This window comes from Acinetobacter defluvii (genome assembly GCF_001704615.3).
Classification (GTDB): Bacteria; Pseudomonadota; Gammaproteobacteria; order Pseudomonadales; family Moraxellaceae; genus Acinetobacter; species Acinetobacter defluvii.
The window spans coordinates 1,566,718-1,592,329 of sequence record NZ_CP029397.2; the positions used below are offsets into that span (position 1 = coordinate 1,566,718).

22 protein-coding genes, 1 tRNA gene and 1 pseudogene are annotated in these 25,612 nt (G+C 35.5%); 13 read left to right on the forward strand and 11 right to left on the reverse strand.

What is annotated here, in order from left to right; all coding sequences use genetic code 11:
• From DJ533_RS09750 to DJ533_RS09760, 3 genes and pseudogenes are all read left to right on the forward strand, one after another.
• A complete protein-coding gene (locus tag DJ533_RS09750) occupies positions 1-408 on the forward strand; it encodes a nuclear transport factor 2 family protein (protein ID WP_065993937.1) in 408 nt (135 codons plus the stop codon).
• Between the two features lie 90 nt (positions 409-498).
• The gene (locus DJ533_RS09755) at positions 499-1,578 is read left to right on the forward strand and encodes a YheT family hydrolase (RefSeq protein WP_065993936.1); all 1,080 of its coding nucleotides are present in this window, start codon (positions 499-501) and stop codon (positions 1,576-1,578) included.
• 77 nt (positions 1,579-1,655) lie between these two features.
• A pseudogene (locus tag DJ533_RS09760) lies at positions 1,656-1,822 on the forward strand (IS1595 family transposase); the annotation flags it as partial.
• 345 nt (positions 1,823-2,167) lie between these two features.
• On the opposite strand, the gene DJ533_RS09765 reads toward DJ533_RS09760, so the two are convergent.
• Positions 2,168-2,244, reverse strand: a tRNA-Ile gene (locus DJ533_RS09765).
• Positions 2,245-2,405: 161 nt separating this feature from the next.
• Here DJ533_RS09765 and DJ533_RS09770 point away from each other — a divergent pair.
• Positions 2,406-3,695, forward strand: a complete 1,290-nt coding sequence (locus tag DJ533_RS09770) for an integrase family protein (protein WP_065993935.1) — start codon at positions 2,406-2,408, stop codon at positions 3,693-3,695.
• A 37-nt stretch (positions 3,696-3,732) separates the two neighbouring features.
• On the opposite strand, the gene DJ533_RS09775 is transcribed toward DJ533_RS09770, so the two are convergent.
• A complete protein-coding gene (locus tag DJ533_RS09775) occupies positions 3,733-5,211 on the reverse strand; it encodes a phospholipase D family protein (RefSeq protein ID WP_065993934.1) in 1,479 nt (492 codons plus the stop codon).
• A 192-nt stretch (positions 5,212-5,403) separates the two neighbouring features.
• Here DJ533_RS09775 and DJ533_RS09780 point away from each other — a divergent pair, with 192 nt between their 5' ends.
• Positions 5,404-6,513, forward strand: a complete 1,110-nt coding sequence (locus tag DJ533_RS09780; protein WP_065993933.1) for an S-(hydroxymethyl)glutathione dehydrogenase/class III alcohol dehydrogenase — start codon at positions 5,404-5,406, stop codon at positions 6,511-6,513.
• Positions 6,514-6,756: 243 nt separating this feature from the next.
• On the opposite strand, the gene DJ533_RS09785 is transcribed toward DJ533_RS09780, so the two are convergent.
• Positions 6,757-8,337, reverse strand: a complete 1,581-nt coding sequence (locus DJ533_RS09785; RefSeq protein WP_065993932.1) for an ATP-binding cassette domain-containing protein — start codon at positions 8,335-8,337, stop codon at positions 6,757-6,759.
• Positions 8,338-8,695: 358 nt separating this feature from the next.
• On the reverse strand, positions 8,696-9,634 hold the full coding sequence (locus DJ533_RS09790) for a LysR family transcriptional regulator (protein WP_065993931.1): 939 nt from the start codon (positions 9,632-9,634) through the stop codon (positions 8,696-8,698).
• An 88-nt stretch (positions 9,635-9,722) separates the two neighbouring features.
• Here DJ533_RS09790 and DJ533_RS09795 point away from each other — a divergent pair, with 88 nt between their 5' ends.
• The 4 genes from DJ533_RS09795 (at position 9,723) to DJ533_RS09810 (ending at position 13,681) form a co-directional block, all read left to right on the forward strand.
• The gene (locus DJ533_RS09795) at positions 9,723-10,961 is read left to right on the forward strand and encodes an acyl-CoA dehydrogenase family protein (RefSeq protein ID WP_065993930.1); all 1,239 of its coding nucleotides are present in this window, start codon (positions 9,723-9,725) and stop codon (positions 10,959-10,961) included.
• 93 nt (positions 10,962-11,054) lie between these two features.
• Positions 11,055-12,176, forward strand: coding sequence for a phosphotransferase family protein (locus DJ533_RS09800; protein WP_065993929.1), 1,122 nt, complete (start codon positions 11,055-11,057; stop codon positions 12,174-12,176).
• Positions 12,173-12,871: a histidine phosphatase family protein gene (locus DJ533_RS09805; RefSeq protein WP_065993928.1), complete on the forward strand. Its 699-nt coding sequence runs from the start codon at positions 12,173-12,175 to the stop codon at positions 12,869-12,871. Before DJ533_RS09800 ends, DJ533_RS09805 begins: the two co-directional genes overlap by 4 nt.
• A 66-nt stretch (positions 12,872-12,937) precedes the next feature.
• Positions 12,938-13,681, forward strand: coding sequence for an SDR family oxidoreductase (locus DJ533_RS09810; protein ID WP_065993927.1), 744 nt, complete (start codon positions 12,938-12,940; stop codon positions 13,679-13,681).
• A gap of 54 nt (positions 13,682-13,735) precedes the next feature.
• On the opposite strand, the gene DJ533_RS09815 is transcribed toward DJ533_RS09810, so the two are convergent.
• Complete coding sequence (locus tag DJ533_RS09815) at positions 13,736-14,422, reverse strand: hypothetical protein (protein WP_065993926.1); 687 nt, start codon at positions 14,420-14,422, stop codon at positions 13,736-13,738.
• Between the two features lie 165 nt (positions 14,423-14,587).
• Here DJ533_RS09815 and DJ533_RS09820 point away from each other — a divergent pair, with 165 nt between their 5' ends.
• Positions 14,588-15,298 carry an SGNH/GDSL hydrolase family protein gene (locus DJ533_RS09820; RefSeq protein WP_065993990.1) on the forward strand — a complete coding sequence of 237 codons (711 nt, stop codon included), beginning with the start codon at positions 14,588-14,590 and terminating at the stop codon, positions 15,296-15,298.
• A 59-nt stretch (positions 15,299-15,357) separates the two neighbouring features.
• Here the strand turns inward: DJ533_RS09820 and DJ533_RS09825 are convergent, their stop codons facing one another.
• Positions 15,358-15,636 (reverse strand): helix-turn-helix domain-containing protein, encoded by a 279-nt coding sequence (locus DJ533_RS09825; RefSeq protein WP_065993925.1) that lies wholly within the window; start codon positions 15,634-15,636, stop codon positions 15,358-15,360.
• On the reverse strand, positions 15,636-16,931 hold the full coding sequence (locus DJ533_RS09830) for a type II toxin-antitoxin system HipA family toxin (RefSeq protein WP_065993924.1): 1,296 nt from the start codon (positions 16,929-16,931) through the stop codon (positions 15,636-15,638). The genes DJ533_RS09825 and DJ533_RS09830 overlap by 1 nt, the downstream gene beginning before the upstream one ends.
• A 160-nt stretch (positions 16,932-17,091) precedes the next feature.
• Between DJ533_RS09830 and DJ533_RS09835 the strand changes: the two genes are divergently transcribed.
• Positions 17,092-17,682 carry a uracil-DNA glycosylase family protein gene (locus DJ533_RS09835; protein WP_065993923.1) on the forward strand — a complete coding sequence of 197 codons (591 nt, stop codon included), beginning with the start codon at positions 17,092-17,094 and terminating at the stop codon, positions 17,680-17,682.
• A 72-nt stretch (positions 17,683-17,754) separates the two neighbouring features.
• Here the strand turns inward: DJ533_RS09835 and DJ533_RS09840 are convergent, their stop codons facing one another.
• Positions 17,755-19,149, reverse strand: a complete 1,395-nt coding sequence (locus tag DJ533_RS09840) for an aspartate ammonia-lyase (RefSeq protein WP_407647737.1) — start codon at positions 19,147-19,149, stop codon at positions 17,755-17,757.
• Positions 19,150-19,278: 129 nt separating this feature from the next.
• On the opposite strand from DJ533_RS09840, the gene DJ533_RS09845 reads away from it, so the two are divergent.
• Together DJ533_RS09845 and DJ533_RS09850 are read left to right on the forward strand one after the other, a co-directional pair.
• Positions 19,279-20,151 carry a LysR substrate-binding domain-containing protein gene (locus DJ533_RS09845; RefSeq protein WP_065993922.1) on the forward strand — a complete coding sequence of 291 codons (873 nt, stop codon included), beginning with the start codon at positions 19,279-19,281 and terminating at the stop codon, positions 20,149-20,151.
• 203 nt (positions 20,152-20,354) lie between these two features.
• Positions 20,355-20,795 (forward strand): hypothetical protein, encoded by a 441-nt coding sequence (locus tag DJ533_RS09850; RefSeq protein WP_065993921.1) that lies wholly within the window; start codon positions 20,355-20,357, stop codon positions 20,793-20,795.
• A 39-nt stretch (positions 20,796-20,834) separates the two neighbouring features.
• Here the strand turns inward: DJ533_RS09850 and DJ533_RS09855 are convergent.
• From DJ533_RS09855 to DJ533_RS09865, 3 genes are all read right to left on the reverse strand, one after another.
• Positions 20,835-22,000, reverse strand: a protein-coding gene (locus DJ533_RS09855) for an IS3 family transposase (protein WP_089024785.1) whose coding sequence is annotated in 2 segments (ribosomal slippage) — positions 20,835-21,733 and positions 21,733-22,000 — 1,167 coding nt in all. Because the reading frame shifts where the segments join, the coding sequence is not laid out codon by codon here.
• Between the two features lie 150 nt (positions 22,001-22,150).
• A complete protein-coding gene (locus DJ533_RS09860; protein WP_065993918.1) occupies positions 22,151-22,867 on the reverse strand; it encodes a response regulator in 717 nt (238 codons plus the stop codon).
• A 21-nt stretch (positions 22,868-22,888) separates the two neighbouring features.
• Positions 22,889-25,546 (reverse strand): sensor histidine kinase, encoded by a 2,658-nt coding sequence (locus tag DJ533_RS09865; protein WP_065993917.1) that lies wholly within the window; start codon positions 25,544-25,546, stop codon positions 22,889-22,891.
• Positions 25,547-25,612 lie beyond the last annotated feature (66 nt).

A 25,612-nucleotide genomic window follows, 5' to 3' on the forward strand; every position in this document is an offset into this window, starting at 1 on the left:
ATGAACTACCCAAATACAAAACCCGCCATTCAAAAATGGCACAATATGCTTGAAACACGTGACATGAGTATTTTGAATGAATTACTTGCTGATGATGTTGTGTTTCGTTCACCTGTTGCATTTAAGCCTTATGAAGGCAAGCAAGTCGTATTTTTTATTTTGACCAATGTGATTCAAGTTTTTGAAAATTTCATCTATCACCGCGAGTTTTATAGCGATGATGAACAGAATGTCGTGCTTGAGTTTTCAGCCGAGGTGTCTGAAAAACAACTGAAAGGTATTGATATGATTCGCTTTAATGAACAAGGTCAAATCGTTGAGTTTGAAGTCATGATTCGTCCTTTAAGTGGTTTACAGGCTTTAGCTGTGCAAATGGGTGAGCGTTTCGCAAAATATCAGCCTGCTTAAAGTAAGCTAGATTGTACTTATTTTGTTTCAAAACAGTAGGAATGCGGATTCCTGCTGTTCTTCTGTTGTATCAATGTTTTAGGAAATATTATGTCTATTTTGAATAAAGTTAACCAACTTTCACAATCTGTACTAGATCAAGTGACAGGTGCGGAAGTACCAAAGCTTTATTTCCATCGGCAAGGTGACATGGTCAAGGTGCTGAATAATATTCCTTTACTACAAGAAAAATATCGACCTACACCTTGGTTGAGTAATCCGCATATTCATTTAGCCTATTTTGATATTATTCAGAAGAAACGTATTCATCTTGAGTATGATCGTATTGAACAATTGACTATGCAAGATGGTGGTGTAACAGCGATCGCTTGGTATGGTGATCATTTACCAAAAAACACACCGATTATTGTCATTATGCATACTATTACTGGTTCGCCTGAAAGCATGCGTGAATTGGTTAAAGACTTATATGAGTATACGGGTTGGCGGGTTGCGTTATGTCTACGTCGTGGTCATGCAGGCTTACCAATGCCTGTACCACAAATGTCATTATTTGGTTCAGTTTCTGATTTAAAAGAACAAATTTTGCATATTCAAGGTCAATTTCCTCAATCAGACTTGTATGCAGTAGGTTCATCAGCTGGTACTGGTTTGTTGGTGCGTTACTTAGGTGACCAAGGTTTAGATACACCATTTAAAGCAGCTTTTGCTTTATGCCCTGGTTATAACACCAAAGATGGCTTTGAAAATGTACATCCATTTTATAGCAAGTTAATGACCAAGAAGTTATTTAAAGCCTTTATTCAACCGTATCAGCAAACATGGCAGCAGACTGAATCCGTACAAACTGTGCTTAAAACGAAAACTTTACAAGAGTTTCAATTTCAATATTTTGAAATGGCGGGTTTTAGTGATTATGAAAGCTATGATCAAGCCATAAATCCTATGTATGTGTTTGAAAATGTGAAAATTCCACTGATGGTGCTGAATGCAGAGGATGATCCAGTCTGTGCAATTAAGAATTTAGAACCACACAAAGCTAAAATTGAGACTATGCCGAATATTGTTGTCGTTACAACGAAGAAAGGCAGTCATTGTGGCTTTTATGAGGGAGTACAGGCACGTTCTTGGGCATCGAAGTTGATGGCGAGTTTTTTAAAACAATTCTAAAGAACTTATCTAGTATAAGTTTCATTCTTTTTAGCAATGTACAAAGGGACTTTACTATATTAACAATGTGCTCATGTATCAAAATGAAGCTAACTAGTTGTAAATTAAATAAGAAAACCTAAATAAATTGCTAGAATTATTCATGATTGGTATAACGATTAGGGTTTCTGCTGATTTATTAGAAATTTATCATAATTCAGTAGCTCTTTTCTTTATTAAAATTCGTAAAATTATTGCTTATCATTGAGAGATAGGGTGGTGTTTAAAAAAATATGCTACTTATATTTTTATTCACCACTTAAATGCCGTGAAGCTTTGAAAGTACAATAAATTTAATTTATATATTTTCGATATTTATAGGTTTAATGTTGAGCTAGAAATATGACAGAGGGGAAAATTCTAGTGAGCTTTTAAAAGTTTGTCATGATATTTAAAAATGGACTTAGCAAATTTAAGATTAAATTTTGAGTAATAAGTAATAGTAGTACCGTTGTTTGATTTTTCTTAATTTCTGATACTTACACATTGTGTACATCTAAGCAAATGAAAAAATCACTGAGGATTAATACACCTAAGTGGTTGTTTTATTTGGTGGGCCCGCCCAGACTTGAACTGGGGACCAACGGATTATGAGTCCGCTGCTCTAACCAACTGAGCTACAGGCCCTATAAAGTTAAAAGCTATATATATCAACATCTTTAACTTGAATCGCATCATACACAATAACTTTTTTAATTGCAATATTATTTTTTGTAGGCGCTGTGTAGGCGGTAAATAAATTGCTATACTGGATTGTATATTATTGCTAACGCTCAGCATTCTATACGATGTCAAATCAAAAAACAAAGCTCACAAAAACATTTGTTGATTCTGCAGCCTTATCTCCAAATAAGCAGGTTTTTTATCGGGATGCAGAGTTGATTGGTTTTGCTTTGCGTGTAACAGCATCTAAGGTTTATGTTGTAGAAAGGCGAATTGGTGATGGGAAATCTTCTGTTCGTGTTGTGTTAGGAAAGCATACCGAATTAACTTTAGAACAAGCACGAGAAAAAGCTAAAATAGTCCTTGCACAAATGGCGTCGGGTATAAATCCAAACAAGCAAAAGCAGAAGAATAAAAAATCTAAACAAAAATATTATCCTATACCTAACCAGCAACCTACATTAGTAACCGCCTACAATATCTACATAAAACACAGGCAACTTTCAGAAAAGACATTAAAAGATTATAGACGGTGTGTAGAGGCGTATTTACTGGAATGGAAAAATATGCAACTCATTAATATCACAGCTCCAATGGTTCAAGAAAAACATGCTGAATTAACTCTAAACTCTAAAGCAGGTGCAAATTTATCTATGCGTTTATTACGTGCTGTGTTTAATTTTGCAATAGAATATTATGTGGATAGCGATGGTAGAAGTACTTTAAATATTTCAAATCCTGTAAATATTTTGAGTGCTAAAAATCTTTGGAATATGTTCAATAAAAAGGAAAGATATATTGCTAATGAGCAGTTATCCCATTGGATTGATAGAGTATTATCAACGCAGTGGGTAGGACAAAACTATTATAATCATAATGCTTATACCAATCAGGATTTTTTACTGATTTTACTTTTAACAGGTTTGCGACATAAAGACGTAGAAAGTTTGCAATGGAAAAATATTGATTTTAAAACTGGAACACTTACTGCTATAGATTCTAACAATGCTAATGCGATGGTTCTTCCTATGGGACCTATCTTAAAGCATATTATACACGCCAGATTTGAACGCTCAGGCGATAAGCCTTATGTTTTTCAAGCAAGACAAGGCGAAGGGCATGTTACTAATCGAAGTAAAGCAAGATATAAAATTAGCAAATTAAGTGGAATAGCGTTTACCTACCATGATTTAAGGCGTACTTTTTTAAATATTGCGCACAGTATAAATATTAACGCATACACAATTAAAAAATTAACCTGTCATTTACGAGACCACACAGATATGAGCAATGCTAATCAACAAGTGTCTTTTGAAGATTTAAAATTAGCTATGACTCAGATAGAGCAAGTTATTTTTACAAAGCAACAGTTTGAGATGATTAAAAATAGACATTTTAAAGACAAGTCTGATTGACTTACAATATTCACAACTTGAATAGAATAGTATAAACCTACATCATCCACTCGATCGGTAAATAAGACACAGTATGCATCACGCCACGTTGAAATTGAGTTGTTTCAGGTTCTTGGTTATATTTTTTGACTGTTCCATCAGGTTGATGATCGTACCAAATCAGTTCACCTTGTGAGTCGAGCTTTAATTCATAAGCCACTTTTAACAAGGATGAGTCGAGTAATGAAGAGATTTGTTCTTGTAATTGATTTGATTCAACCACCAAACCCACCTCAGTATTCAGGTTAAAAGAACGTGGATCTAGGTTAAATGAACCAATAAAGACTTTATTATCAATATTAATAAACTTCGCATGTAAACTTGATTTGTCTTTACCTTTTTTAGGAATAACGTTTCCAGTTAAGACCTCATACCATGTCCGTCGTTTTCGTTCGATATACGGCTTAAACTCATAAAGTTTTATCCCACTTTTTAATAAATCTACCCGATATTTTTGGTAAAAAGCATGGACTAAAGCAACATCATTGGCTACAAAAGAGTTGGTTAAAACCCGTACATCAACCCCTTGTTTTGGAAATTGGCTCAGATACTGTGTTCCTGTCTGGGTGGGTACAAAGTAAGCGGAAATCAAATCCATTTCTTGTTTGGGTTCTCCCAAATGTTGTCGAATTTGATAGGAAATAAGTTCTGATTCTGAGGCTTGCCCAAGAGTTTTTTTAGGTGAATCTGCAAGAAAGTGTGCATGCGCCCAATTGACATGATTTTGTTTAAGCTCATTTGCCAGCTCTTTTTGTTCTGCATCGAGTTTCATATCTGTAGGATTTTCTTTTTGTTCAAGCTTTTTATAGTTAAGTCTTAATTTTTCTAAATCTTTTTGTTTTCCTGTCGGGATAAACTGTTGGTTAGGATAACTTAAATCATGATTCCAAAAATCCGAGAAAACTTGATTGGCATGTTGTACTGCTGTACCAAAAAATAACACATCCATATCGGTAAATTGAAATGATTCACTGGCATCAAAATATTCACTACTGATATTGCGTCCACCTGTGACGGCAATAATACCATCCGCAATGATTAATTTATTATGCATACGATGGTTAATTTGTTGTAAGCGGAAGATGTAGTCTAAAAATCTTAAATTTCGAAATTTATAGGGATTATAAAGCCTGATTTGAATATTTGGATGGGTGCTTAAGGCTTTGAGTTGGTTGTCGATTTTTGTACCATTTTGATCATCGATCAATAAACGAACCTTAACACCACGATCGGCTGCTTTGAGCAGTTCATGCAGCATTAAGTTACCAATAAAATCATCTGCCCAAATATAATATTGTAAGTCTAAATTATATTTGGCTTGTCGAATCAGATGAATACGTGCTGCAATACTTTGAAAAGCCTCACTCATTGCCAAATAAGCAGTTAAACCTTGTTGTAATTTATGTTCAGCATTTTGATCAGTTAACCAATATTGGCTATGGACTGGAGTGGGTGCTTCATTTTTAGAGTCATTCATAGGCAAACTGCATCCAGATAAAAAGCTAAAACTTAAACTTAGAGCAATTAAAGAGGGAACATGTTTCATTCTTATGGACGAAATTGTCAATTTTAATAAATCATAACACTACTTATTGGTTGAATCATTAAAGCAAAAAAGGTTACTGTAGCGAATCTGTTAAAGAATTGATTCAGTAAAGGATGATCGTGTATGAAATCACGTGCAGCGGTGGCTTTTGCGCCAGGAAAACCTTTGGAAATTGTGGAAATCGATGTCGCTCCTCCACAAAAAGGTGAAGTTTTGGTAAAAATTACCCATACAGGCGTATGTCATACGGACGCGTTTACGCTTTCGGGTGATGATCCTGAAGGTGTTTTTCCAGCGGTTCTCGGTCACGAAGGTGCAGGGATCGTGGTACAAGTCGGTGAGGGTGTCACCTCTGTTGCTGTCGGTGATCATGTGATTCCATTGTATACAGCAGAATGTGGGGAATGTTTATTCTGTAAGTCAGGAAAAACTAATTTATGTACTGCGGTGCGTGCTACACAAGGTAAAGGTGTGATGCCAGATGGTACAACACGTTTTTCGTACAATGGTGAGCCGATTTATCATTATATGGGCTGTTCAACTTTTAGTGAATATACTGTTGTTGCTGAGGTCTCTTTGGCAAAAATTAATCCTGAAGCCAATCCTGAACAAGTATGTCTGTTGGGTTGTGGTGTGACTACAGGAATTGGTGCGGTACACAATACTGCCAAAGTACAAGAGGGTGACAGCGTCGCAGTATTTGGTTTAGGCGGTATTGGGCTTGCTGTGGTACAAGGTGCACGTCAAGCCAAAGCAGGACGCATTATTGTGGTAGATACCAATCCCGACAAATTCAAACTGGCGGAAGAGTTTGGTGCAACTGATTTCTTAAATCCAAAAGATTATGACAAGCCAATTCAACAAGTCATTGTTGAAATGACAGGTTGGGGCGTAGATCATTCCTTTGAATGTATTGGCAATACCAATGTGATGCGCTCAGCATTGGAATGTGCACATCGTGGTTGGGGACAATCTGTGATTATTGGGGTTGCAGGGGCTGGACAAGAAATTTCCACACGTCCATTTCAATTGGTTACTGGACGCAAATGGATGGGAACAGCGTTTGGTGGTGTAAAAGGACGTAGTCAATTGCCTGGTATGGTTGAAGAGGCAATGAAAGGTGAAATTCAACTTGAGCCTTTTGTGACGCATACTATGGGTTTACAAGACATTAATGAAGCTTTCGACTTGATGCATGAAGGTAAATCGATTCGTACAGTCATTCATTTTTAAGTTAAAAAGTTCTATATTTAACAAGATCAGTACTATTTCGATGGTACTGATTTTTTATGCTTAATTGGCTAGTTACGCTCACGCTAGATTGTTGTTCAGACCGTTTAGCATCAGTGATTGAAATACACATGAAAAAAACAAACAAATCCGTTCCGTTATAGTAAATATCTATTTAAAAGCCAAGACTAAAATATATTTATTCCAATCTTGGCTGAAAAAATTGCGAATTGATGATTTTAAATATCAAATCAGTTCATATCGCTGTGTAATACCACATTGATCTACAAATGTTTGGTCATGCGAAACTAGAATGACAGCTCCTGTGAAATTAGTAATTGCATTCGCCAATAACTCACGTGAATCGAGATCTAAATGATTTTCAGGTTCATCCAATAACAATAAATCAACTGCTTGTTCAGATTGACTTAATGCTAGTAACGCAATTTTTAGTTTTTCACCGCCACTTAACTTTTCAACAGCTAGAGTCGCTTTGTCACCACGTAGGCGCAGTTGTCCCAGTAAATTACGCCATTCTGTATCAGAGTAGCTTGCATTAAACGCTGTTAAATTCTCAACCGCGTTGCATTTAGGATTTAAAAAACTAAAGTTTTGATCTAAATAAACAGCATGTCCTGTTATAAATACATTGCAATCATTTATAAAGTTCTGCTGGTAAATCATATTGAGTAAAGTCGATTTGCCAACGCCATTTTGACCAAATAAATGTAGCTTTTCACCTGCATGAAGTGCAAAATGAATAGCTGATTGCGTGCCAAATGGTAAAGTAAAATCAGTAAAACGAAGCAGTTCTCCTGTTTTGTGTGGTGTGGAAATAAACTCTAATTGTTGATTTTTTACATATACTTGTTGACTTCTAGCATCCCTCAATTCCTGTTCAGCAGCTAAAACTTGTCGATTTTGCTGCTCTTTGAGTTTCGCAAAACTTTGTCCTGATTGTTCCTTTTTAAAATCCAATAAAATTTTAGCTTGTGAGGTGTTTTCACGTAAACGTTGCCCTTGATGTTGACGTTTTTGTGCTTTCATCAAACTTTGCTGTTGCTGTTGTTTCAACTGTTTAAGTTGTTGCTTTTGCTGTTGTACAGATTGATCTAATGCTTTCGTTTGTACACTTATATGCTGCTCGTAAACCTGATAATTCCCATGAATATGCTGAATACCATGTACATTTAAAGCATAAATATGCTGCATATGTTCTAATAAATCACGATCATGACTAATCACTAAGACACCCGCAGGATGCTTTAAAATAGACTGTTGCAGCCACAAACGTCCCGCTTGATCAAGATGATTGCTAGGTTCATCTAGCAAAAGATAATGATCTTTCTTCTGAAAAAGTGCACAAAGTGCCAAGCGTGTTTTTTGACCTTCACTTAGCTTTTCAGTTGGAAAACTGAAGTCAGTAGGTAAATTTGCCTGACTGAGCAGATTGTGCCATTTACTGGGTAAATGCCAAGCATCTTCAACACGTTCATAATCCTCTAAGTCGCCTTGACCCTGTTCAATACGTTGAAAAGCTTGATGTAAATGTTCAACCCCTAGGGCTTGAGCAATATTTTCAGTGGGTAGGCGATAGAACTGAGGTAAATATGCATACGGCAAATTCCATGTAATCTGCCCACTAATCTGAAAACTATCCGATTGAACACCCTGTAAAAGCTGCATGAGCAAGGACTTGCCTTGACCATTTTGACCAATCAAGGCGCTGGCTTGATGCGGATAAAGGCTAAAATTTAAATTTTGAAATAAAACTTGATTAGGAAAGGCTAAACCAAATTGTGAAATGATACATGCCTGTTGTGTCATATAAAACCTCATGAAACAGGATGTACAAAATATTGAATTTTATCAATAAAAAATATTTATTGAGAGGTAATTTTCAAGCAATAACACATTTTATTTTCAAAAAACGCATAAAAGATCAGAGAAAATAATTGCTTGAATATATAGACAAAGTCACGCATTCAGACATTTTGCACATCAAAAAATTAAAAATAGGAATTTGATGAGAAAATGACTTACTTCATTGGCGTTACTCTTATAGGGAATAGTTGAGAAAGAGTATTGTATGAAAAAAATTCAATTTGTCAAATGATGATGAAATTGTATTTCATAAAAAATCCTTAAAGCTGAACAATAAACTTCAATGATATATCCAAATAGCCTAAGTAGTTTTATTTTCAAAATGCTTAAAAACATGCAATAACTCGTTCCTTAAAAAAGTATGTCTTGAATTTAACTCCAAATCCTTAAACCAAAACATTCCTATATTAATCAAAGGTAAATCTAAAGGATGTTGAAAAATACAAATTTGATTAGAAATCGATAAATGACTTAAAACCTCTTGGGGAATCGTCAAAACAGCATTTGGATTGCTTTCTAAAATCTGTAACGCGGTTGAATAGTGCTGACAACGCAATAATAATTCCCGAGAAAAATTCTGCTGCTGAATAAATGAATCTTCTAATAAAACACCTGTACGTCGAGAAGACACACCAACATGTTTCGCAGCAAAATATAGTTGTTTATTCATATTTTTTTGCTGTGAACATACGACAAATTTATCCTGAATCAAGGTTTTAAATTCGATGTTATGTGCATAGTTTTGCTGAAGATCGATTGCAAAATCAATTTGTTGTGTGACGAGTTCTGTTTGAACGGTTTTACGGTCTAATTTGCTACTTAAAAATTCAATATCTAAATTTAAGTTTTGAAAATGTTTAAATAATTTGGGAAATACTAAGGGTTCAATTTCATCATGAATCGCAATTCTTAAGCTTTTTACCATACTCGGATTAAAACTTTGCTGTGGCTCAGAGAGTTTTTGTAATAGCGCTAAAGCTTGCAGAATATGCGGATAAATTTGTTCTGCAAATGGTGTTGGACGCATTTTCTGATGATGCCGTACAAATAAATCGTCTTTTAAGAGTAGGCGTAAGCGTTGTAAAGCATGACTTACCGCAGATTGACTCACACATAAAAGATGTGCAGCTTGAGTAATACTATTTTGTTGATAAATTGCAATAAAAACAGGGTATAAATTAATATCTATACGATGAAAAACGGATAAATCCAAGCTGTTTTGATTATGAATATGATTCATACTAATATATCTAATTAAATCATTTTATTCATAGTAGAGTTAACAGTATGCTGTTGTAAAGCGTATTCATATTTTAAAGGACATAAAAATGTTTGAACTTTCCACAAGAGCACAACAATTTATAGAAAAAACCCAACAATTTATTCAAAATGAAATCGAACCAATTGAAGCTGAGTTTTGGAAGGAAATGCATCATCTTAATCAAGGTGATGATTGGACGACATGGCAGTGGCCAGCGCAACTCGAACAATTAAAACAAAAAGCCAAAGCAGCAGGTTTATGGAATATGTTTTTGCCTGATGCCGAACTTGGTCAAGGTTTATCTGTACAAGAATATGCACATATTGCAGAGCTTTCAGGGCGTAGTTTAATTGCGCCAGCTGTATTTAACTGTAATGCACCTGATAGCGGCAATATGGAAGTATTATGGCGTTATGGCTCCGAAACACAAAAAGAACAATGGTTAAAACCGCTATTGGATGGGAAAATTCGTTCTGTTTTTTGTATGACTGAGCCAGAAGTTGCATCCAGTGACGCCACCAATATGCAAGCAACGGCAATTGTGGAAGGTGATGAAATTGTTCTCAACGGTCGTAAATGGTGGTCATCGGGTTTAGGCGATCCAAATGCAAAAATTATTATTTTCATGGCACATACGCCAGATGCAAGTAAAGATCGCCATCACCAACATTCTATGGTTTTGGTTCCTGTAGATACGCAAGGTGTAAAAATAGAACGTATGTTACCTGTATTTGGTGATTATGATGCGCCACATGGTCATGGTGAAGTCAGTTTTGACAATGTACGTGTGCCGATCTCAAATTTTATTGGTGGTGCAGGACAAGGTTTTGAAATTGCACAAGGGCGTTTAGGACCAGGACGCATTCACCACTGTATGCGTTGCATTGGCGCTGCTGAAAAATCTTTAGAGTTGATGATTGATCGTGGTATGCGTCGGACGGCTTTTGGTAAAGAAATTTTAAAACTCGGTGGAAATCTGGAACGTGTCGCTGAAGCACGTGTCGCCATTGATCAAGCACGACTTTTAACCTTGTATGCAGCCTATAAAATGGATACTTTAGGAAATATGGCAGCATTAACTGAAATTTCAGCCATTAAAGTGGTTGCGCCAAATGTATTGCAGCAAGTGGTTGATATGGCGATTCAAATTCATGGTGGTGAAGGTTTATCACATGACACACCACTGACAGGATTCTTTGCTCAGGCTCGGGCATTACGTTTGGCAGATGGACCAGATGAAGTGCATAAAGGCATGATTGCTAAACTTGAGTTAAAAAAAAGGGGATATGCTAGCCGTAAAAAGTAATCTAATTTGAATGAATTAAAAACGTCATTTTTCTGTGAAATGATAATATGGAAAAATGACCAGTATTGAAAATTAAACAATCAGGGAAAAATCATGTCGGTGATTGATGTTGGTGGAAATGTACGTGAAGGTGAAGAACTCGATGTCCGAGCTGTTGGAAATTGGTTAATTGAAAATGGTTCTGAAATTTCAGGACCTGTAGAAGTCACTCAATATTCAGGAGGCGCATCAAACTGGACATATCGTTTAAAATATGCCAATGCTGACTTGATTTTACGTCGTCCACCAAAAGGTACAAAAGCAAAATCAGCGCATGACATGGCACGTGAATATAACGTACAACGTTGGCTTGCGCCTTATTATCCAGTTCTCCCCGAAATGGTTGGCTTATGCCAAGATGAATCTGTGCTTGGATGTGATTTTTACGTGATGAAGCGTATCGAAGGCATTATTCCACGGGCAAAACTTCCAGCAGAGTTAAAGTTTAATGAAGAACAAGTGCATGAATTATGTGTCAATGTACTGGATAAATTGATTGAATTACATCAAGTTCCCTATAAAGGTACAAAACTCGAACAGCTGGGTAAAGGAGATGGCTATTGCCGCCGACAAGTGGAAGGTTGGGACAAACGTTATGAAAAAGCGCATACCCTCAATGTGCCAAGTTTTAAGTTCGTACGTAAATGGCTACTTGAGCATATTCCTGAAGATTCAACTAGTTGTTTAATTCACAATGATTGGCGTTTTGATAATGTCATTCTTGATCCTAAAAACCCAACCCAAGTGATTGGGGTTTTAGACTGGGAAATGGCAACCATCGGTGATCCATTGATGGATTTAGGGTCGGCATTGGCTTATTGGGTTGAGGACACAGATAACCAGATTTTTAAATCCACTCGTCGCCAACCTACTCATTTAAAAGGCATGTTTACACGCAAAGAAGTGGTGGATTACTACCTAGAAAAAACAGGGTTACAACCTGAAAACTGGGCGTTTTATGAAGTATTTGGTATTTTCCGTTTAGCGGTTATCGCACAGCAAATTTATTATCGTTATTATCATAAGCAAACCAATAATCCTGCATTTAAAGACTTTTGGATTGTGATTCATGCACTACATATTCGTGCTTTAAAATTGATTGGCAAGCAAAAAATTGAAGCAAATGAACTCGTACAAGAATACATGGCTAAATTTAAGGAAATTTTAGGAAAATGACCACAATTTATCTCGTCCGTCATGGGCAAGCGTCTTTTGGTGCGGAAAGTTACGATAAATTATCGTGTCATGGTGAGCAACAAGCCAAAGTATTAGGTCAATTTTTTAGAAATATTTTAAAAGAACAACCTTATGTTGTGGCAGGTTCAATGCAACGTCATCAACAAACCGCTGAATTTGCGCTTGCAGAATGTTTTCCTGAAACTCAAATTCATATCAATCCTGCTTGGAATGAATTTAACCACCAACAAGTCTTTGCTCAGTACGATCCTCGTTTCAATGAGCCACATTTATTAAAACAAGAAGTCGCAAAAGAACAAAGTCCACGCGCATATTTGGCTAAAATTTTTGATGGTGCGATTGAGCGATGGACGGGCGGGGATTTTCATCATGAATATGATGAGTCTTGGCCAAATTTCAAAAATCGGGTGGAATCGGCTTTGCAAAACTTATGTGATGAACTTGCAAAAACCAAACCACGCTATGCAGTCGTTTTTACTTCAGGTGGTGTGATCTCTGTTGCAGCAGGAAAAGTTATGGAACTCAATGTAAATCGTACTTTTGCTTTAAATTGGGCGATTGCCAATAGCAGCTTAACCACGATGCGTTTAGTTGGAAATGAACCGCAATTATTGAGCTTAAATGAACATCACTTTTTAAAAGCACAGGATATCAACCTTCTTACGTGGATTTAAACTGGATTTTTAATCTCATCTTTTAGATAAAATAGGGTTAAAAACAAATAAAACAGGAATGTCATCATGGCGAAAACAATTTTAATTACAGGTGCAAGTTCAGGCATCGGTGCAGGTATGGCACGAGAATTTGCACAAAAAGGCTATAACTTAGCCATTTGTGCAAGACGATTAGAACGTTTAGAAAAGCTACAGCAGGAACTTGAATCAAAATACGGTGTAAAAGTTATTGCTAAAACGTTGGATGTGACCAACTACGAACAAATTTTTCAGGTTTTTCGTGAGTTTAAAAACGATTTTGGTACGATTGATCGTATTATTGTCAATGCAGGCGTGGGAGATGGTCGTCGTATCGGAAATGGAAAGTTTGAAATCAATCGTGCAACAGTAGAAACTAACTTTATTTCAGCATTAGCACAATGTGAAGCAGCCGTTGAAATTTTTCGTGAACAAAAGACTGGGCATTTGGTCGTGATTTCTTCCATGAGTGCGATTCGTGGTATGCCAAAACATTTAACCGCTTATGGCGCAAGCAAAGCAGGGGTTGCAGCATTGGCTGAGGGAATCCGAGCAGAATTGATTGATACAAAAATTAAAGTTTCAACAATTTTCCCTGGGTATATTCGTACTGAAATTAATGAAGGTGCGAAAAAATTACCATTTGAAGTGGATGTAGAAACAGGCTCACATTTATTGGTCAAAGCTATTGAAAAACAACCTATTAAAGCCTATGTACCACAATGGCCGTGGTTACCATTAGGATTGGCAATGAAAGTTTTACCTTTAAAAATTGTCAATAAATTGGGCTAGTTTTTATTGAGTAATGAGGGTTAAAAAAGTCTTTTTGACCCTTTAAAAAATACCCTAACTATTTTTCTTTAAATAAATTGACTGAATATAACCTTCAATTTCAATATCATGATGAACAAATAAAACCTTAACCCAATATTCATTCACTGGATGAGCATAAAATTTAACCATGCTGTTGCGTGGAATTTCAACCAGTATGGAACTATTAATCGTGGCTTGTTCACGTAATGAAATTTTAGTTGTCACCTGCGCTACATGGATTTGATGAATAAATTTTAAATAATCTTCAATAAAATCTACGGTGAAGTCAATATTATCAAAATTAAAGCAATACATAACAAACAACAGATCAAATAAATATTTTTGATAGTTTGCGATCGCTGAGCTAAACATATTGGTTTTATAGTTAGCATCTAAACATCGCTTAGACTGTAGTTGAACTGATATCGGATAATCCTCTAAAACGTCCTTAAAAGTAGCATAATATTTTGTAATATCTGGATTTTGCTGTTCAATATTTAAAATACGTTGTAATTGTAAAGAAAGAAAAGGTTGCTTTTGAATAAGTTGAATATTTTCTAAAAGATCATCTCGTTGCTGAGAAATACTCAAGTTTTTATGATTTTTAATCAATTTTCTTAAAGAATCAATAAAAGTTTGTAGCTCAGACTGAGCGTTTATAGTGGATATAAATGTAGATGCTTGCATTTTATTTGAATAATGCTCAAGTTTTGTATTCAAAATTCATCCCCATGAACATTAAAAACTATTATTTGTGATATTTATCACATTATATTAAAAGATAGAATGCTTTAAAAGCATATCTCCTATTTATTTACTATCAAGTATTTACCCAAATTAAGCAGTATAATCATGGCAACATTATAAGCATGACTGAATATTATGATCCCGTTAAAACTGATTACATTTGGTTTGATTCCGTCATTGCTTGTACAAGGTTATCACGTCAAAAAAAATACACCTCGTTTACCTGAACCAGAAGGAGTGCGAAAGGGCAGTATTGGTCAAGGAAAAGCCTTATCCATTTTAATTTTAGGTGATTCTGCTGCGGCAGGTGTGGGTGTTAAACAGCAACAAGATGCATTATTAGGTGCTCTACTTGCTGCATTACAACATGATTTTAAAATTCAATACCAACTTGAAGCCAAAGCGGGTGATACAACACTACAAGTTTTAGAACGTATACAACAACTTGAACATCAGCATTTCGATGTGATAATTACTTCAGTTGGCGTGAACGATGTGACTAAACTCATTTCACCAAAAAAATGGCTCCAGCAACAGCAGCTATTTTATGCAGCCATTGAAAGAAAGTTTTCTCCACACATGATTTTAGTGACAGGTGTGCCACCGATGCACTTATTTCCAGCATTGCCTAATCCTTTAGGATGGTTATTTGGGCAATACTCAAGTGAAATGAATAAAAAACTTGCAGAGTTTGTTGCTGAAAAAGAAAATTATCAATTAATTCAATTTGATTTAGCTCATTTTAAAGCACTAGATTTACAAATGGCGGATGATGGTTTTCATCCTAGTAAAGAAATTTATCAAGTTTGGGCAAAAGAGTTATCTAATAAAATTAGATTAAAGTTCTAATACAGTTTAACTGTATAATTTCATGGAGTTAAGAGAAGATATTTATCTCTCACACATGTTTAATTCCGCTTTACCATCAGATCCAAACCAAAGGCATTTAATAGCTTTAAAATAGACTGCAGGGTCGGGTTAGATTCAGCCTGTTCAATTTTCTGTAAGGTTTGTGGAGCAATCTTAGTGATTTTCGCCATTTCAGGCAAAGTTAATCTCAGTTCGGTGCGCAAGAATTTTGCGACCTGATAAATTTCCCACTCAGGATGCTGTTCAATCGTATCTAAAACTGCTTGTCTTCTTTGCATTTGCTCAATGGGACTGAGCGACTTAAAACGTTTATCCATTATGATAACTCACTCAATTGTTGACAAATATTTTCAATGCGTGGTTGGCTATTGTTAATAATTTCTTGATCGATTCCAAGCTCGTGCATAAATTCAATTAAATTTTGATAGTAGGGTAATTGCTGTTTAAAAATATCAATTAATCTTTGTTTTTCAATGTTGCAAAGTGCTGAAACCTGTTCCATGACAGATTGCCAAATCGGTGCGCCACCCTGATCATCTTGTTCCCAACGTGTCGCTCGGGCAATCCCATCAGGATGTAACCACATCGGCGCAAAATCATATAAAGGAGTTAATTGTATAAGTCCTTGATCATCTCTTTGAATCGCAGTATTGCGTGTATGATTATCTTTATTGCCCAAAGCAACATTGGCAAGGTCACGTTTCAAATATTCAAAAATTTGACTTTCAGGATGCGTGCAACTTGCCATAAGTAATCTACAGATTTGATTGTGGGAAAGTTTTACTCCAAATCCAGACTTTTGCCCCAGTGAGGCAATACTTTCTTGTGCAATACGTATCACTTGCCCATTTTCAATTTTACGATCAAATCTTGGAATAAATAAAGTTCGCCCATGCATTTGCAATTCTTGATAAACATTTAACTGTAGATACTGCGCAATGTTCATATACAACGCTTCTTGCGTTAAAATTTTTTCTAGTCGTAAATCTTGCCCACGACTAAACTTTACCAACCAGTGTTTTTTAGCTTGATCATCCACAAGTGTATGATCTAAATAAAACAAATCATCTTTGGCTTGGGTAAGGAGGAGCTTTGGCCATTCACCTTGTACCCCAGAAGAACCACCTACAAATAAACCAAAAGATGCCAAAGACTCAATAAAATGTTCTTTTCTTTCAATAATTTCTTGTAAGCTAAATCCCTTAATCGTATTGGGATAATTGGCTTGTAACCATTCATGTGCTTCTTTAATTCTTAAATTACCAATCGGATTACTTGCACCCGAATTTAACAATGCCCAGTCTGCTTGCTGCTGTGCATTTTCAGGAAAATTAAGCTGCTGTAATAGCTCTTTACGCCCAAAACCTTGAGGCAATAAATCTATTAAAAATGCTGGCCAAGTATTTAAGCTTTGACTTTGCACATTGACAGGAAAATGATAGCTTAGAGCATATGCGTCACGCTGCTCCATATGTGAAATTGCATATTCAAGAAGATAAGATGTGCGTGTCTTAGCTTCCCAACCTAAGCTCGAAGCCTCTAATAATTCAACAACTGCACAGTCTTGCCATTGTTGTTGATTATAAATTTGAATTGTACAATAAGTATTCATAAAACTATTATAATAGTTTTATAGAAGAAATAAAGACGCTATATATTTATTATAATAAAATAATAGAATTTAGATAAAATTAAAAATTATCAAACCGCATAAATTTAAATAAAATGCCTATGTTAGACTAGCTTACTAGTAACTAAAAAAATATTGATGAATGACAGACAGTTTGATTGAAACGCATCCACTTAAACCCTTTTTACCCACAAATGCCAAACTTTTGATGCTCGGTAGCTTTCCACCGCCAAAAACTCGTTGGAAAATGGATTTTTATTATCCGAATTATCAAAATGATATGTGGCGAATTTTTGGTTTGGTTTTTTTTCAAGATAAAGATCATTTTTTAGATTTGCCCAATAAAAATTTTAAAGAAGACAAAATACGTGATTTTTTAAATGAAAAGGGCATTGCAATATTTGACACGGCATACCAAGTTATTCGTCTAAAAGGAAATGCTTCGGATAAATTTCTACAGATCGAAACAGTCACAGATTTAAAACAATTATTGGATCAAATGCCTGAATGCAATAACATCATGACCACTGGAGATAAAGCCACAGATACTTTGATGCTGTCTATGCCAGATGGTACTGACAAGCCACAAATTGGTCATGCAGTGCATACCGTATTTGATCAAAGAGAGATTACTTTATATCGGATGCCATCATCATCACGTGCTTATCCATTAGCACTGACGGAAAAAGCCAAAGCATATCAACATTTTTTTAAAGAAATTGGTTTGTTATAAGTGTTAGATTAAATTCAAAATAAAAAAGGGAAAACACCAAAGTCTTTTCCCTTTATTGGTTTTATAGAAAATTTAGAAATTTGCTAAATTTTTAATCGAAAAAATATCATCCAAAGATTGCTTACTTAATAGCTTTTCATCTTCAATGATAGCAAGAATACTTTTGCCTGTTTCGTTCGCCGCTTTTGCAATGCGTGTCGTGGTTTCATAACCAAGATATGGATTTAATGCAGTGATAATACCAATAGAATTATCCACTAAATTTTTACAGTGTGAGGCGTTGGCAGTCACGCTATCAATACAGTAATTTTTGAACATTTTTACTGTTTTTTCTAATAGATCAATTGATTCAAACAACTTAAGCGCAATCAAAGGTTCCATTGCGTTGAGTTGCAATTGACCAGATTCTGCTGCAAGTGTGATCGCTAAATCATTGGCAATAATCTGATAACAGGCAATATTCACAGCTTCAGGAATAACAGGATTTACCTTACCTGGCATGATTGAGCTACCGGGTTGGCGAGGCTCTAAATTTATCTCATGCATGCCTGTACGTGGACCACTCGAAAGTAAGCGTAAGTCATTGGCAATTTTGGATAATTTTGTTGCAGTCCGTTTTAATAAACCTGAAAGCAATACAAAATCCCCCATATCTGAACTTGCTTCGATCAAATGTGGCGCACTCATCATCGGTCTACAAGTGATTTCAGACAATGCAGAAAGTGCCTTTTTCTTATATTGTTCTGAGGCATTGATGCCTGTACCAATTGCAGTACCGCCTAGATTTACATAGCAGAGTGTTTCAGATGAAATATCTAGAATTTTTTCAATATCTTTCTTTAAAGTGACTGAAAAACCTGAAAATTCTTGTCCAAGTGTCATCGGCACAGCATCTTGTAATTGTGTCCGTCCCATTTTAACGATATTGGCAAATTCAATGCCTTTTTGTGCAAGGCTTTCCACCAATTCATTAAATGGCTGAGTTAATTTTTCCAAACTAAGCAACAAGCCTAACTTGATAGAAGTTGGATAAACATCGTTGGTGGACTGTGACATATTAACATCATTATTTGGATGCAAATATTTATATTCACCTTTTGCATAGCCTAAAAACTCTAAACCAATATTGGCAATGACCTCATTGGCATTCATATTGGTCGAAGTACCTGCGCCACCTTGTAACATATCAATTTGGAATTGATCATGATATTGATCTTGTATTAATTCATTGCATGCAAACTGAATGGCTTTTAACTTTTCCGAAGAAAGTTTGTCGGTACTGTGATTCGCTTCAGCACATGCCAATTTAACCATTGCAAGTGCTTTGATAAATAAAGGAAAATGAGAGAGTTTGGTTGAGCTTAAATTGAAGTTTTCTAATGCTCTTAAGGTTTGTACACCATAATACGCTTGAGCAGGAATTTGTTTTTGACCAAGTAAATCTGATTCTAAACGATGCTGAGACATGAACATAGTCCAATGAGGGGTTAATAAAAGCATAAAAGTAAAAATTTCATCTGGCTAATGCAAAAAATAAAAAATGTATGCAAATTTTGCATATAATGTTGTTATTTTAATCAGGTTATTGAAGTTGAAATGAGTTTAGATATTCGCTGGATTGAAGATATTTTGGCACTAGATGCTATGAAATCTATTTCAAAAGCTGCTGAACATCGCTTTGTGAGCCAATCTGCTTTTACCCGAAGAATCCAACAAATTGAACTCGACTTAGGACAAGAAATTTTGGTTAGAAATGGGAAAAATATAGAATTTAATGAAGTTGGACAAGTGCTTTTATCAACAGCAAAAAATATTAAAGATCAACTCGATCTTACTCTAAGCTTGCTAAATAAACTCAATACGCAAGATAAAATTATTAAATTTTCAGTTTCACATTCCTTAATGTCGAATTATTTTTCACAAGTTGTTAAATATTTACCTGAAAAGTTGAAAGATTTTCACCTTGAAATTGCCACCAATAATGTAGGAGAAGGACTGAAGAATTTAAAAGAGGGTATTTGTCATTTTTTGATTTGTTATGCAGATACAACGTTGCTTAATTCATTAGACAGTAGCTTGATTGCATATCATAAATTGGGTGAAATGGAGATTATTCCAGTATGTACAACTGAGCAAAATTATGATTTAGAAAATGATCAACATTTACCACTATTAACTTATGGTTCAAAGGCGTATTTGCGTAAATATGTCGATAAAATTATTCAACCCTTAGATTATAAAATATTATATGAAACAGACAATGCACTTGATTTAAAAGAGCTTGTTTTGCAAGGGTTGGGTATCGCATGGCTACCTAGAAATGTCGTGAATAATGAAATCAAGCAAAATAAGTTAAAAATTATAAATGATACAGATTTTTATTTTACTCAGGAAATTTATATTTTAAAAAGTAAAATTAATCGCAATCCAAATTTACAACTGGTATGGGAAAATTTAATCTATCATTAATACTGGATTTTGATAAGTTTGGGTATTTTTTGCAGAACTCTTATTTCGCATAATGTATATTATGTTAAATTGAGTACATGATACGTTAAGTTCATAAACCTCTTTGCTTAACTTAAAATCAAATACTTATATAAAATAACATTTCACTTTCAATTCACTTATGTTTATATTCTATTTACTTCATAAAGTTCTTGGTACTTAGAATGTTTGTCGTAAAAACAATTACACTTTCAAAAAAGTATTCAAATCAAAATCACATAGTTTTATTGTTTGATGCTTCAGCTACAGTACCTTGTCTCTATCCTTTACTCTATTCTACGACTGTCCTGAGATTTCAAAGTTTTGCTACACAACAATCAGATATGCTGGCATTAAAGTTTTGGTATGAATTTTGGTATCAGAAATATTCAACTTTGTTCTGTGAATCTTTTTTGTCTGCCAAATATGAACCTGAGATTTTTTTGAATGAAATCGATAACTTCATTGTTTTCTTGGAAAATAATAAAAAGTTAGGAACAAATTTGATTCGACTTAGATTAAATATAGATGCTAACTATATGACCATTACTCAGCGGTTGAGGTCCATGTTTAAGTATTTCGTATATCTTTTAGATGAATATTGGAGTGTGCGTTATCAAGATTGATGTGTGCTGAAATAACAGGAGACTTCCACTTGGGAGATTTTAGGCAACCAACTTGTAAAAGTCCTCTGCCATTTGATTTGGTGTCTTAAAATCCAGTCCTTTCTGAATCCTTTGTTGATTATAAAATAGCTCTATGTATTTTGTAATATCTGCTTTAGCATCTTCCCTTGTTTTGTAGTTGCGATGGTGAACCAACTCATTTTTTAATATTCCCCAGAAGCTCTCAATAGGTGCGTTGTCATAACAATCACCGCGCTTACTCATTGAACCTTGAAATCCATATTTTTCAATCATATTACGATATTCATAACTGCAATATTGACTTCCTCTGTCCGAATGAACGATTAAGCCTTGAGATGGCTTATGATTACGAATCGCCATACTCAGTGCATTGCAAACGAGATCTGCTGTCATCCGTTCACTTAAGCTATAGCCAACCACTTGTTTACTACAAAGATCTTTTAAAGCAGTTAAATATAGCCAACCTTCAGCCGTCCAGATGTACGTAATATCACTTACCCATGCAACATTTGGAGCAGTTACTGCAAAGTTTTGCTCTAACAAATTATTGTAAACAAAACGATTATGATCGCTATTTGTTGTCCTTTTAAAACGTTTATGACGCTTAAAGTACAACTGATTTAGTTTTTTAATACAGCGGACTGCATACTCACTGATTTGAATGCCTTTTGACTGTAGATACTTCGCTAGACGAACATAACCATAGCTTTCATGGGTTTCCTGATGTGCTATTTTGACTAGAATTGTCTGCTGGTTTCTTAGAATAACTCTTTTACTCATGCCTCGTTTCAACCAGTCATAAAATCGCGAAACTGACACTTTTAACAGCTTCGCCATCATGGTGATTGGATATGTATCTTTATACTGTTTCATACAGGCGTACCTCACTGACTTTCCTTGGCAAAGTACGCTGCTGCTTTTTTTAGGAATTCTCTTTCCATTTCAGCAGTTTTGAGTTGCTGTTTGAGTTTTTTATTTTCTTCGAGTAAAGCAACGAGATCAGGTGAATATTGCTGTGTGCCTGCTAATCTTCTAGCTTTTGCTTTGTTGTACCAATTTGACAAAGTTTGCATGGAAATACCAAGCTGTCTTGCTGTTTCCGAAACATTGCCTTTATTTTCTTCAATTTGTTTTATTGCTTCAGCTTTAAATTCTGCTGTATAAATCTTTTGCTTTTTGCTCATGGTAAACTCCTGATGAGTACGTTTAGTTTACCAAGTTAAAGTCTACGCTTTTATCAGCACACATCACTTTTATAGACAGTTGTTTGTAGCTACAGCTCTGCTGCATAGATCTGTTTTATATGATCAGTCAAATTAACACTGATAATAATACTACACTGACATATTTAAAAACCTTAACCCCACACCTGGTTCAGTCACAATATATTTAGGTTGTACCGCATTATCATTCAGTTTAGCACGTAATTTGGCGACCAAGATTCGTAAATAATGTGTATCTTTCTGATGCGATGGTCCCCAAAGATCTTTTAAAATCTGTGGTTGAGTTATCAGCTGCCCTTTATGCTGAGCTAATAAACTGAGTAATTGATATTCTTTACGTGTAAGTGAAATAAGCTGCTGATTTAAAAAAACTTGGCGCTGTGTAAAATCAATTTTTAACACACCATCATCAAAAATAACTGTATCAACTGCTGTATGTTGAAACTGTCTGAGTAATACACGAATACGTGCCATTAACTCCTGTACGCTAAATGGCTTGGTTACATAGTCATTTGCACCTGCATCCAATAGTTTTACTTTTTCTTCTTCATCCGCACGTACAGACAATACAATCACAGGAACTTGTGCCCATGTACGAAGTTCAGTGAGAACTTCACAACCATCCAAATCAGGTAAACCGAGATCGAGAACCACCAAATCTGCGCCTTGAAGTGCCAATAACTCCAAACCCTTTTGACCCGTTTCAACCAACAGGGTTTTATAACCTTGTGCTCTTAACGCTATATCTAAAAATTTACGAATTTGGTTTTCATCATCAATGATAAGTACATTGGTCATAGAACTGGTGGAGACATTTTGCTCGGACATCATTTTTTCCTTTTGCCCAATCTATTCACTGATTTGTTGTATAGGCAATTGCATTCGGATACACGTACCTTGGTGATTCTTCCCTGATGATGCCATGATTTTCCCCATATGTGCACCAATAATCGCTTTTACAATAGTTAAGCCTAAACCTGTACCATACTGTCCACGATCTCCACGTTGCATGGTATAGAACATATCAAAAATACGATCTCGTTCATCTTCAGGAATACCTTGCCCTTGATCTGTAATCGCTATTTCAATTTCATTATCATTCATTTGCACAATATCAATGATGACGGCTTGATGCTCAGGTGAGAATTTAGCTGCATTTTCCAACACATTAAATATTGCCTGTTCAATTAAAGCTGCATGCACAAATAAACTTAAACTTTGTTCAGGTAAATGCACATCAACAAGTGCTTGTGGCATATAACGTTTTAATCGACGTACTGCAGAACCCACTAACTCGTCTACACCAATCCAATCACGTTTTAGACTTAAACCTTCATGTCCTAAACGGGTCATATCAAGTAAATTTTGAATATAACGGTCTAGCCGCTCCCCTTCTAAATGAATGGCTTCAAGTAAACTGTCTTGGTCTGCTTCATCCATAGAATGTCGATAATTACTCAATGTATCTGCCGCACCAATCATCGAAGCCAACGGAGAGCGTAAGTCATGTGAAACTGAAGATAAAAGTGCTGAACGTAATTTTTCAGTTTCAGAGCTCACATTGGCAAGTTCTAAAGCTTTAGTTAACTGAGTTCGAGATATCGCTTGCGCAATATATTCCACCATAGTTTCAGCCAATTGTTTTTGCTCAGTATTTAGAATAGATTGTCCCGAAGCTAGCTTTAAGCCAATAACACCTAAACATTGCTTAGATGCCAATAAAGGTAAAAACCACCATTCATTTTCAGTCAAGGTTTGTGTAAAGCACCCAGACGGTTGATGATTTTTAAATGTCCAATCTGCTGAAATTTTTTCTTTTTCAGTCACCTGTTGCATTAAGTTTTCTGATGTTGAAGTTTCAGGAAAATAGAACCATACATCTGCATTTAAATTCTTACTTAGGCTATTTTCTGCAATCTCTCGTACTTGTTTTAAATCAACAGCAGTCGACAGTTTTTGCCCCAAATCTTGCATTATGCTGTTATAGCTATTTGCTGTTCTGAGCGCAGTAACCTGTTCTTTTAATTGAGACGCTAAACGGCTGGCAATTAAAGCTGCGCCTAAAAATGCCACTACAGTAATCACCCCCTGATGTGCTGAAATTTGAAAGGTAAATTTAGGTGGAATGAAAAAGAAGTTATATGCGAGGAAAAATAAAATTGCGGATAAAACGGCCACTAACATCCGCGTTTTAGAAGCAACATAAACGACAGCCGTAATAAAAATAACGGAAAGCTCTTCTATTCCTAAATATTTCTCACCTAAACTCGCAATTCCTATACTAATCAATGTTGTAAACAATACATACAACATCTCTCTGAGGGACAAAAATGCGCTTTGATTTGAAAATAAATCAAGCTTCTTATTCGCAATAATGGGAACAACACTGATTTCAAAACTTGGCTGATACTTCATCAATTGATCAATCAAATTCGGCATGAAACTGAACTGAAATCCATACTTATTCTGTGCTGTTTGTGCTAATACTAAAGTTGAGATTCCTCGATCCATGACATAATTCAATAAGGTTTTGGCATGTTGTTGACCATGAAGAATTTCAGTCATACCACCTAATTGTCGTGTTAAATTTAAAGCACGTTCAATTTCGCGACTTTGTGCATTTTCTTGTTTTTTTAATGCTTGAGCATCATGTGAAAATGCCACAACCGTCCAATTTGCCATTCGATGTTCAGCAATACGACAACCTGCTCGAACTAAAGCTTCTGCATAACCATGACCATCCACCATAATCAGTACGTGGTTTTTTAACGGAATCTGAGTGAGTCCTTGAATCGCAAAATTTTCTCGGACATCACTATCGACATAACTTGCAACGGTTTGCATTGCCAATTCACGTAAAGCCGTGAGATTGGAATGATTAAAAAAACGTTGTAAAGCCTGTTCTACTTGTTCTGGTAAATAGACTTTACCTTGATTCAAGCGTTCTAGTAGTTCATTGACAGGCAAATCAATCAAACGAATATCACGAATCCGTTCAAATACTCGATCAGGCACCGTTTCAGATACACGAACCCCAGTAATTTGATAAACCACATCATTCAAACTTTCTAAGTGCTGAATGTTCATTGTGGTAAAAACATCAATACCTGCATCCAATAATTCATTGATGTCTTGCCAGCGCTTTTCATGGCGACTACTTGGCATATTGGTATGAGCAAACTCATCGACAAGTACAATACTCGGTTTTTTCTCCAATACGGCGTCTAAATCCATTTCTTCCAAAGAATGCCCTTGATATTCAATGACCTTTCGAGGAATAATCGTTAAGCCTACGATTAAATTTTCAGTTTCACTTCGACCATGCGTTTCCACATAACCAATAACAATATGTGTTCCTTGTAGTGCCAATTCATGTGCACGAACTAACATTGCAAATGTTTTACCCACACCCGGCGCTGCACCTAAAAAAATCGTCAGTCGCCCAGATTGATAACGCTGGGTATGTTGTAATAAGACATCCGCTTTGTTGCTTCGTTGGTCAGTCATAGATTTCTGCTATATGTGTTGAATTTTAAAACAACGTAAATCTTTTTATTCGCGCAACTTCTCCCT

Coding starts and splice junctions, on each gene's coding strand:
- DJ533_RS09750 (WP_065993937.1), top strand. CDS start 1: ATGAACTACCCAAATACAAAACCCGCCATTCAAAAATGGCACAATATG.
- DJ533_RS09755 (WP_065993936.1), top strand. CDS start 499: ATGTCTATTTTGAATAAAGTTAACCAACTTTCACAATCTGTACTAGAT.
- DJ533_RS09770 (WP_065993935.1), top strand. CDS start 2,406: ATGTCAAATCAAAAAACAAAGCTCACAAAAACATTTGTTGATTCTGCA.
- DJ533_RS09775 (WP_065993934.1), bottom strand. CDS start 5,211: ATGAATGACTCTAAAAATGAAGCACCCACTCCAGTCCATAGCCAATAT.
- DJ533_RS09780 (WP_065993933.1), top strand. CDS start 5,404: ATGAAATCACGTGCAGCGGTGGCTTTTGCGCCAGGAAAACCTTTGGAA.
- DJ533_RS09785 (WP_065993932.1), bottom strand. CDS start 8,337: ATGACACAACAGGCATGTATCATTTCACAATTTGGTTTAGCCTTTCCT.
- DJ533_RS09790 (WP_065993931.1), bottom strand. CDS start 9,634: ATGAATCATATTCATAATCAAAACAGCTTGGATTTATCCGTTTTTCAT.
- DJ533_RS09795 (WP_065993930.1), top strand. CDS start 9,723: ATGTTTGAACTTTCCACAAGAGCACAACAATTTATAGAAAAAACCCAA.
- DJ533_RS09800 (WP_065993929.1), top strand. CDS start 11,055: ATGTCGGTGATTGATGTTGGTGGAAATGTACGTGAAGGTGAAGAACTC.
- DJ533_RS09805 (WP_065993928.1), top strand. CDS start 12,173: ATGACCACAATTTATCTCGTCCGTCATGGGCAAGCGTCTTTTGGTGCG.
- DJ533_RS09810 (WP_065993927.1), top strand. CDS start 12,938: ATGGCGAAAACAATTTTAATTACAGGTGCAAGTTCAGGCATCGGTGCA.
- DJ533_RS09825 (WP_065993925.1), bottom strand. CDS start 15,636: ATGGATAAACGTTTTAAGTCGCTCAGTCCCATTGAGCAAATGCAAAGA.
- DJ533_RS09830 (WP_065993924.1), bottom strand. CDS start 16,931: ATGAATACTTATTGTACAATTCAAATTTATAATCAACAACAATGGCAA.
- DJ533_RS09835 (WP_065993923.1), top strand. CDS start 17,092: ATGACAGACAGTTTGATTGAAACGCATCCACTTAAACCCTTTTTACCC.
- DJ533_RS09840 (WP_407647737.1), bottom strand. CDS start 19,149: ATGTCTCAGCATCGTTTAGAATCAGATTTACTTGGTCAAAAACAAATT.
- DJ533_RS09845 (WP_065993922.1), top strand. CDS start 19,279: ATGAGTTTAGATATTCGCTGGATTGAAGATATTTTGGCACTAGATGCT.
- DJ533_RS09850 (WP_065993921.1), top strand. CDS start 20,355: ATGTTTGTCGTAAAAACAATTACACTTTCAAAAAAGTATTCAAATCAA.
- DJ533_RS09860 (WP_065993918.1), bottom strand. CDS start 22,867: ATGTCCGAGCAAAATGTCTCCACCAGTTCTATGACCAATGTACTTATC.
- DJ533_RS09865 (WP_065993917.1), bottom strand. CDS start 25,546: ATGACTGACCAACGAAGCAACAAAGCGGATGTCTTATTACAACATACC.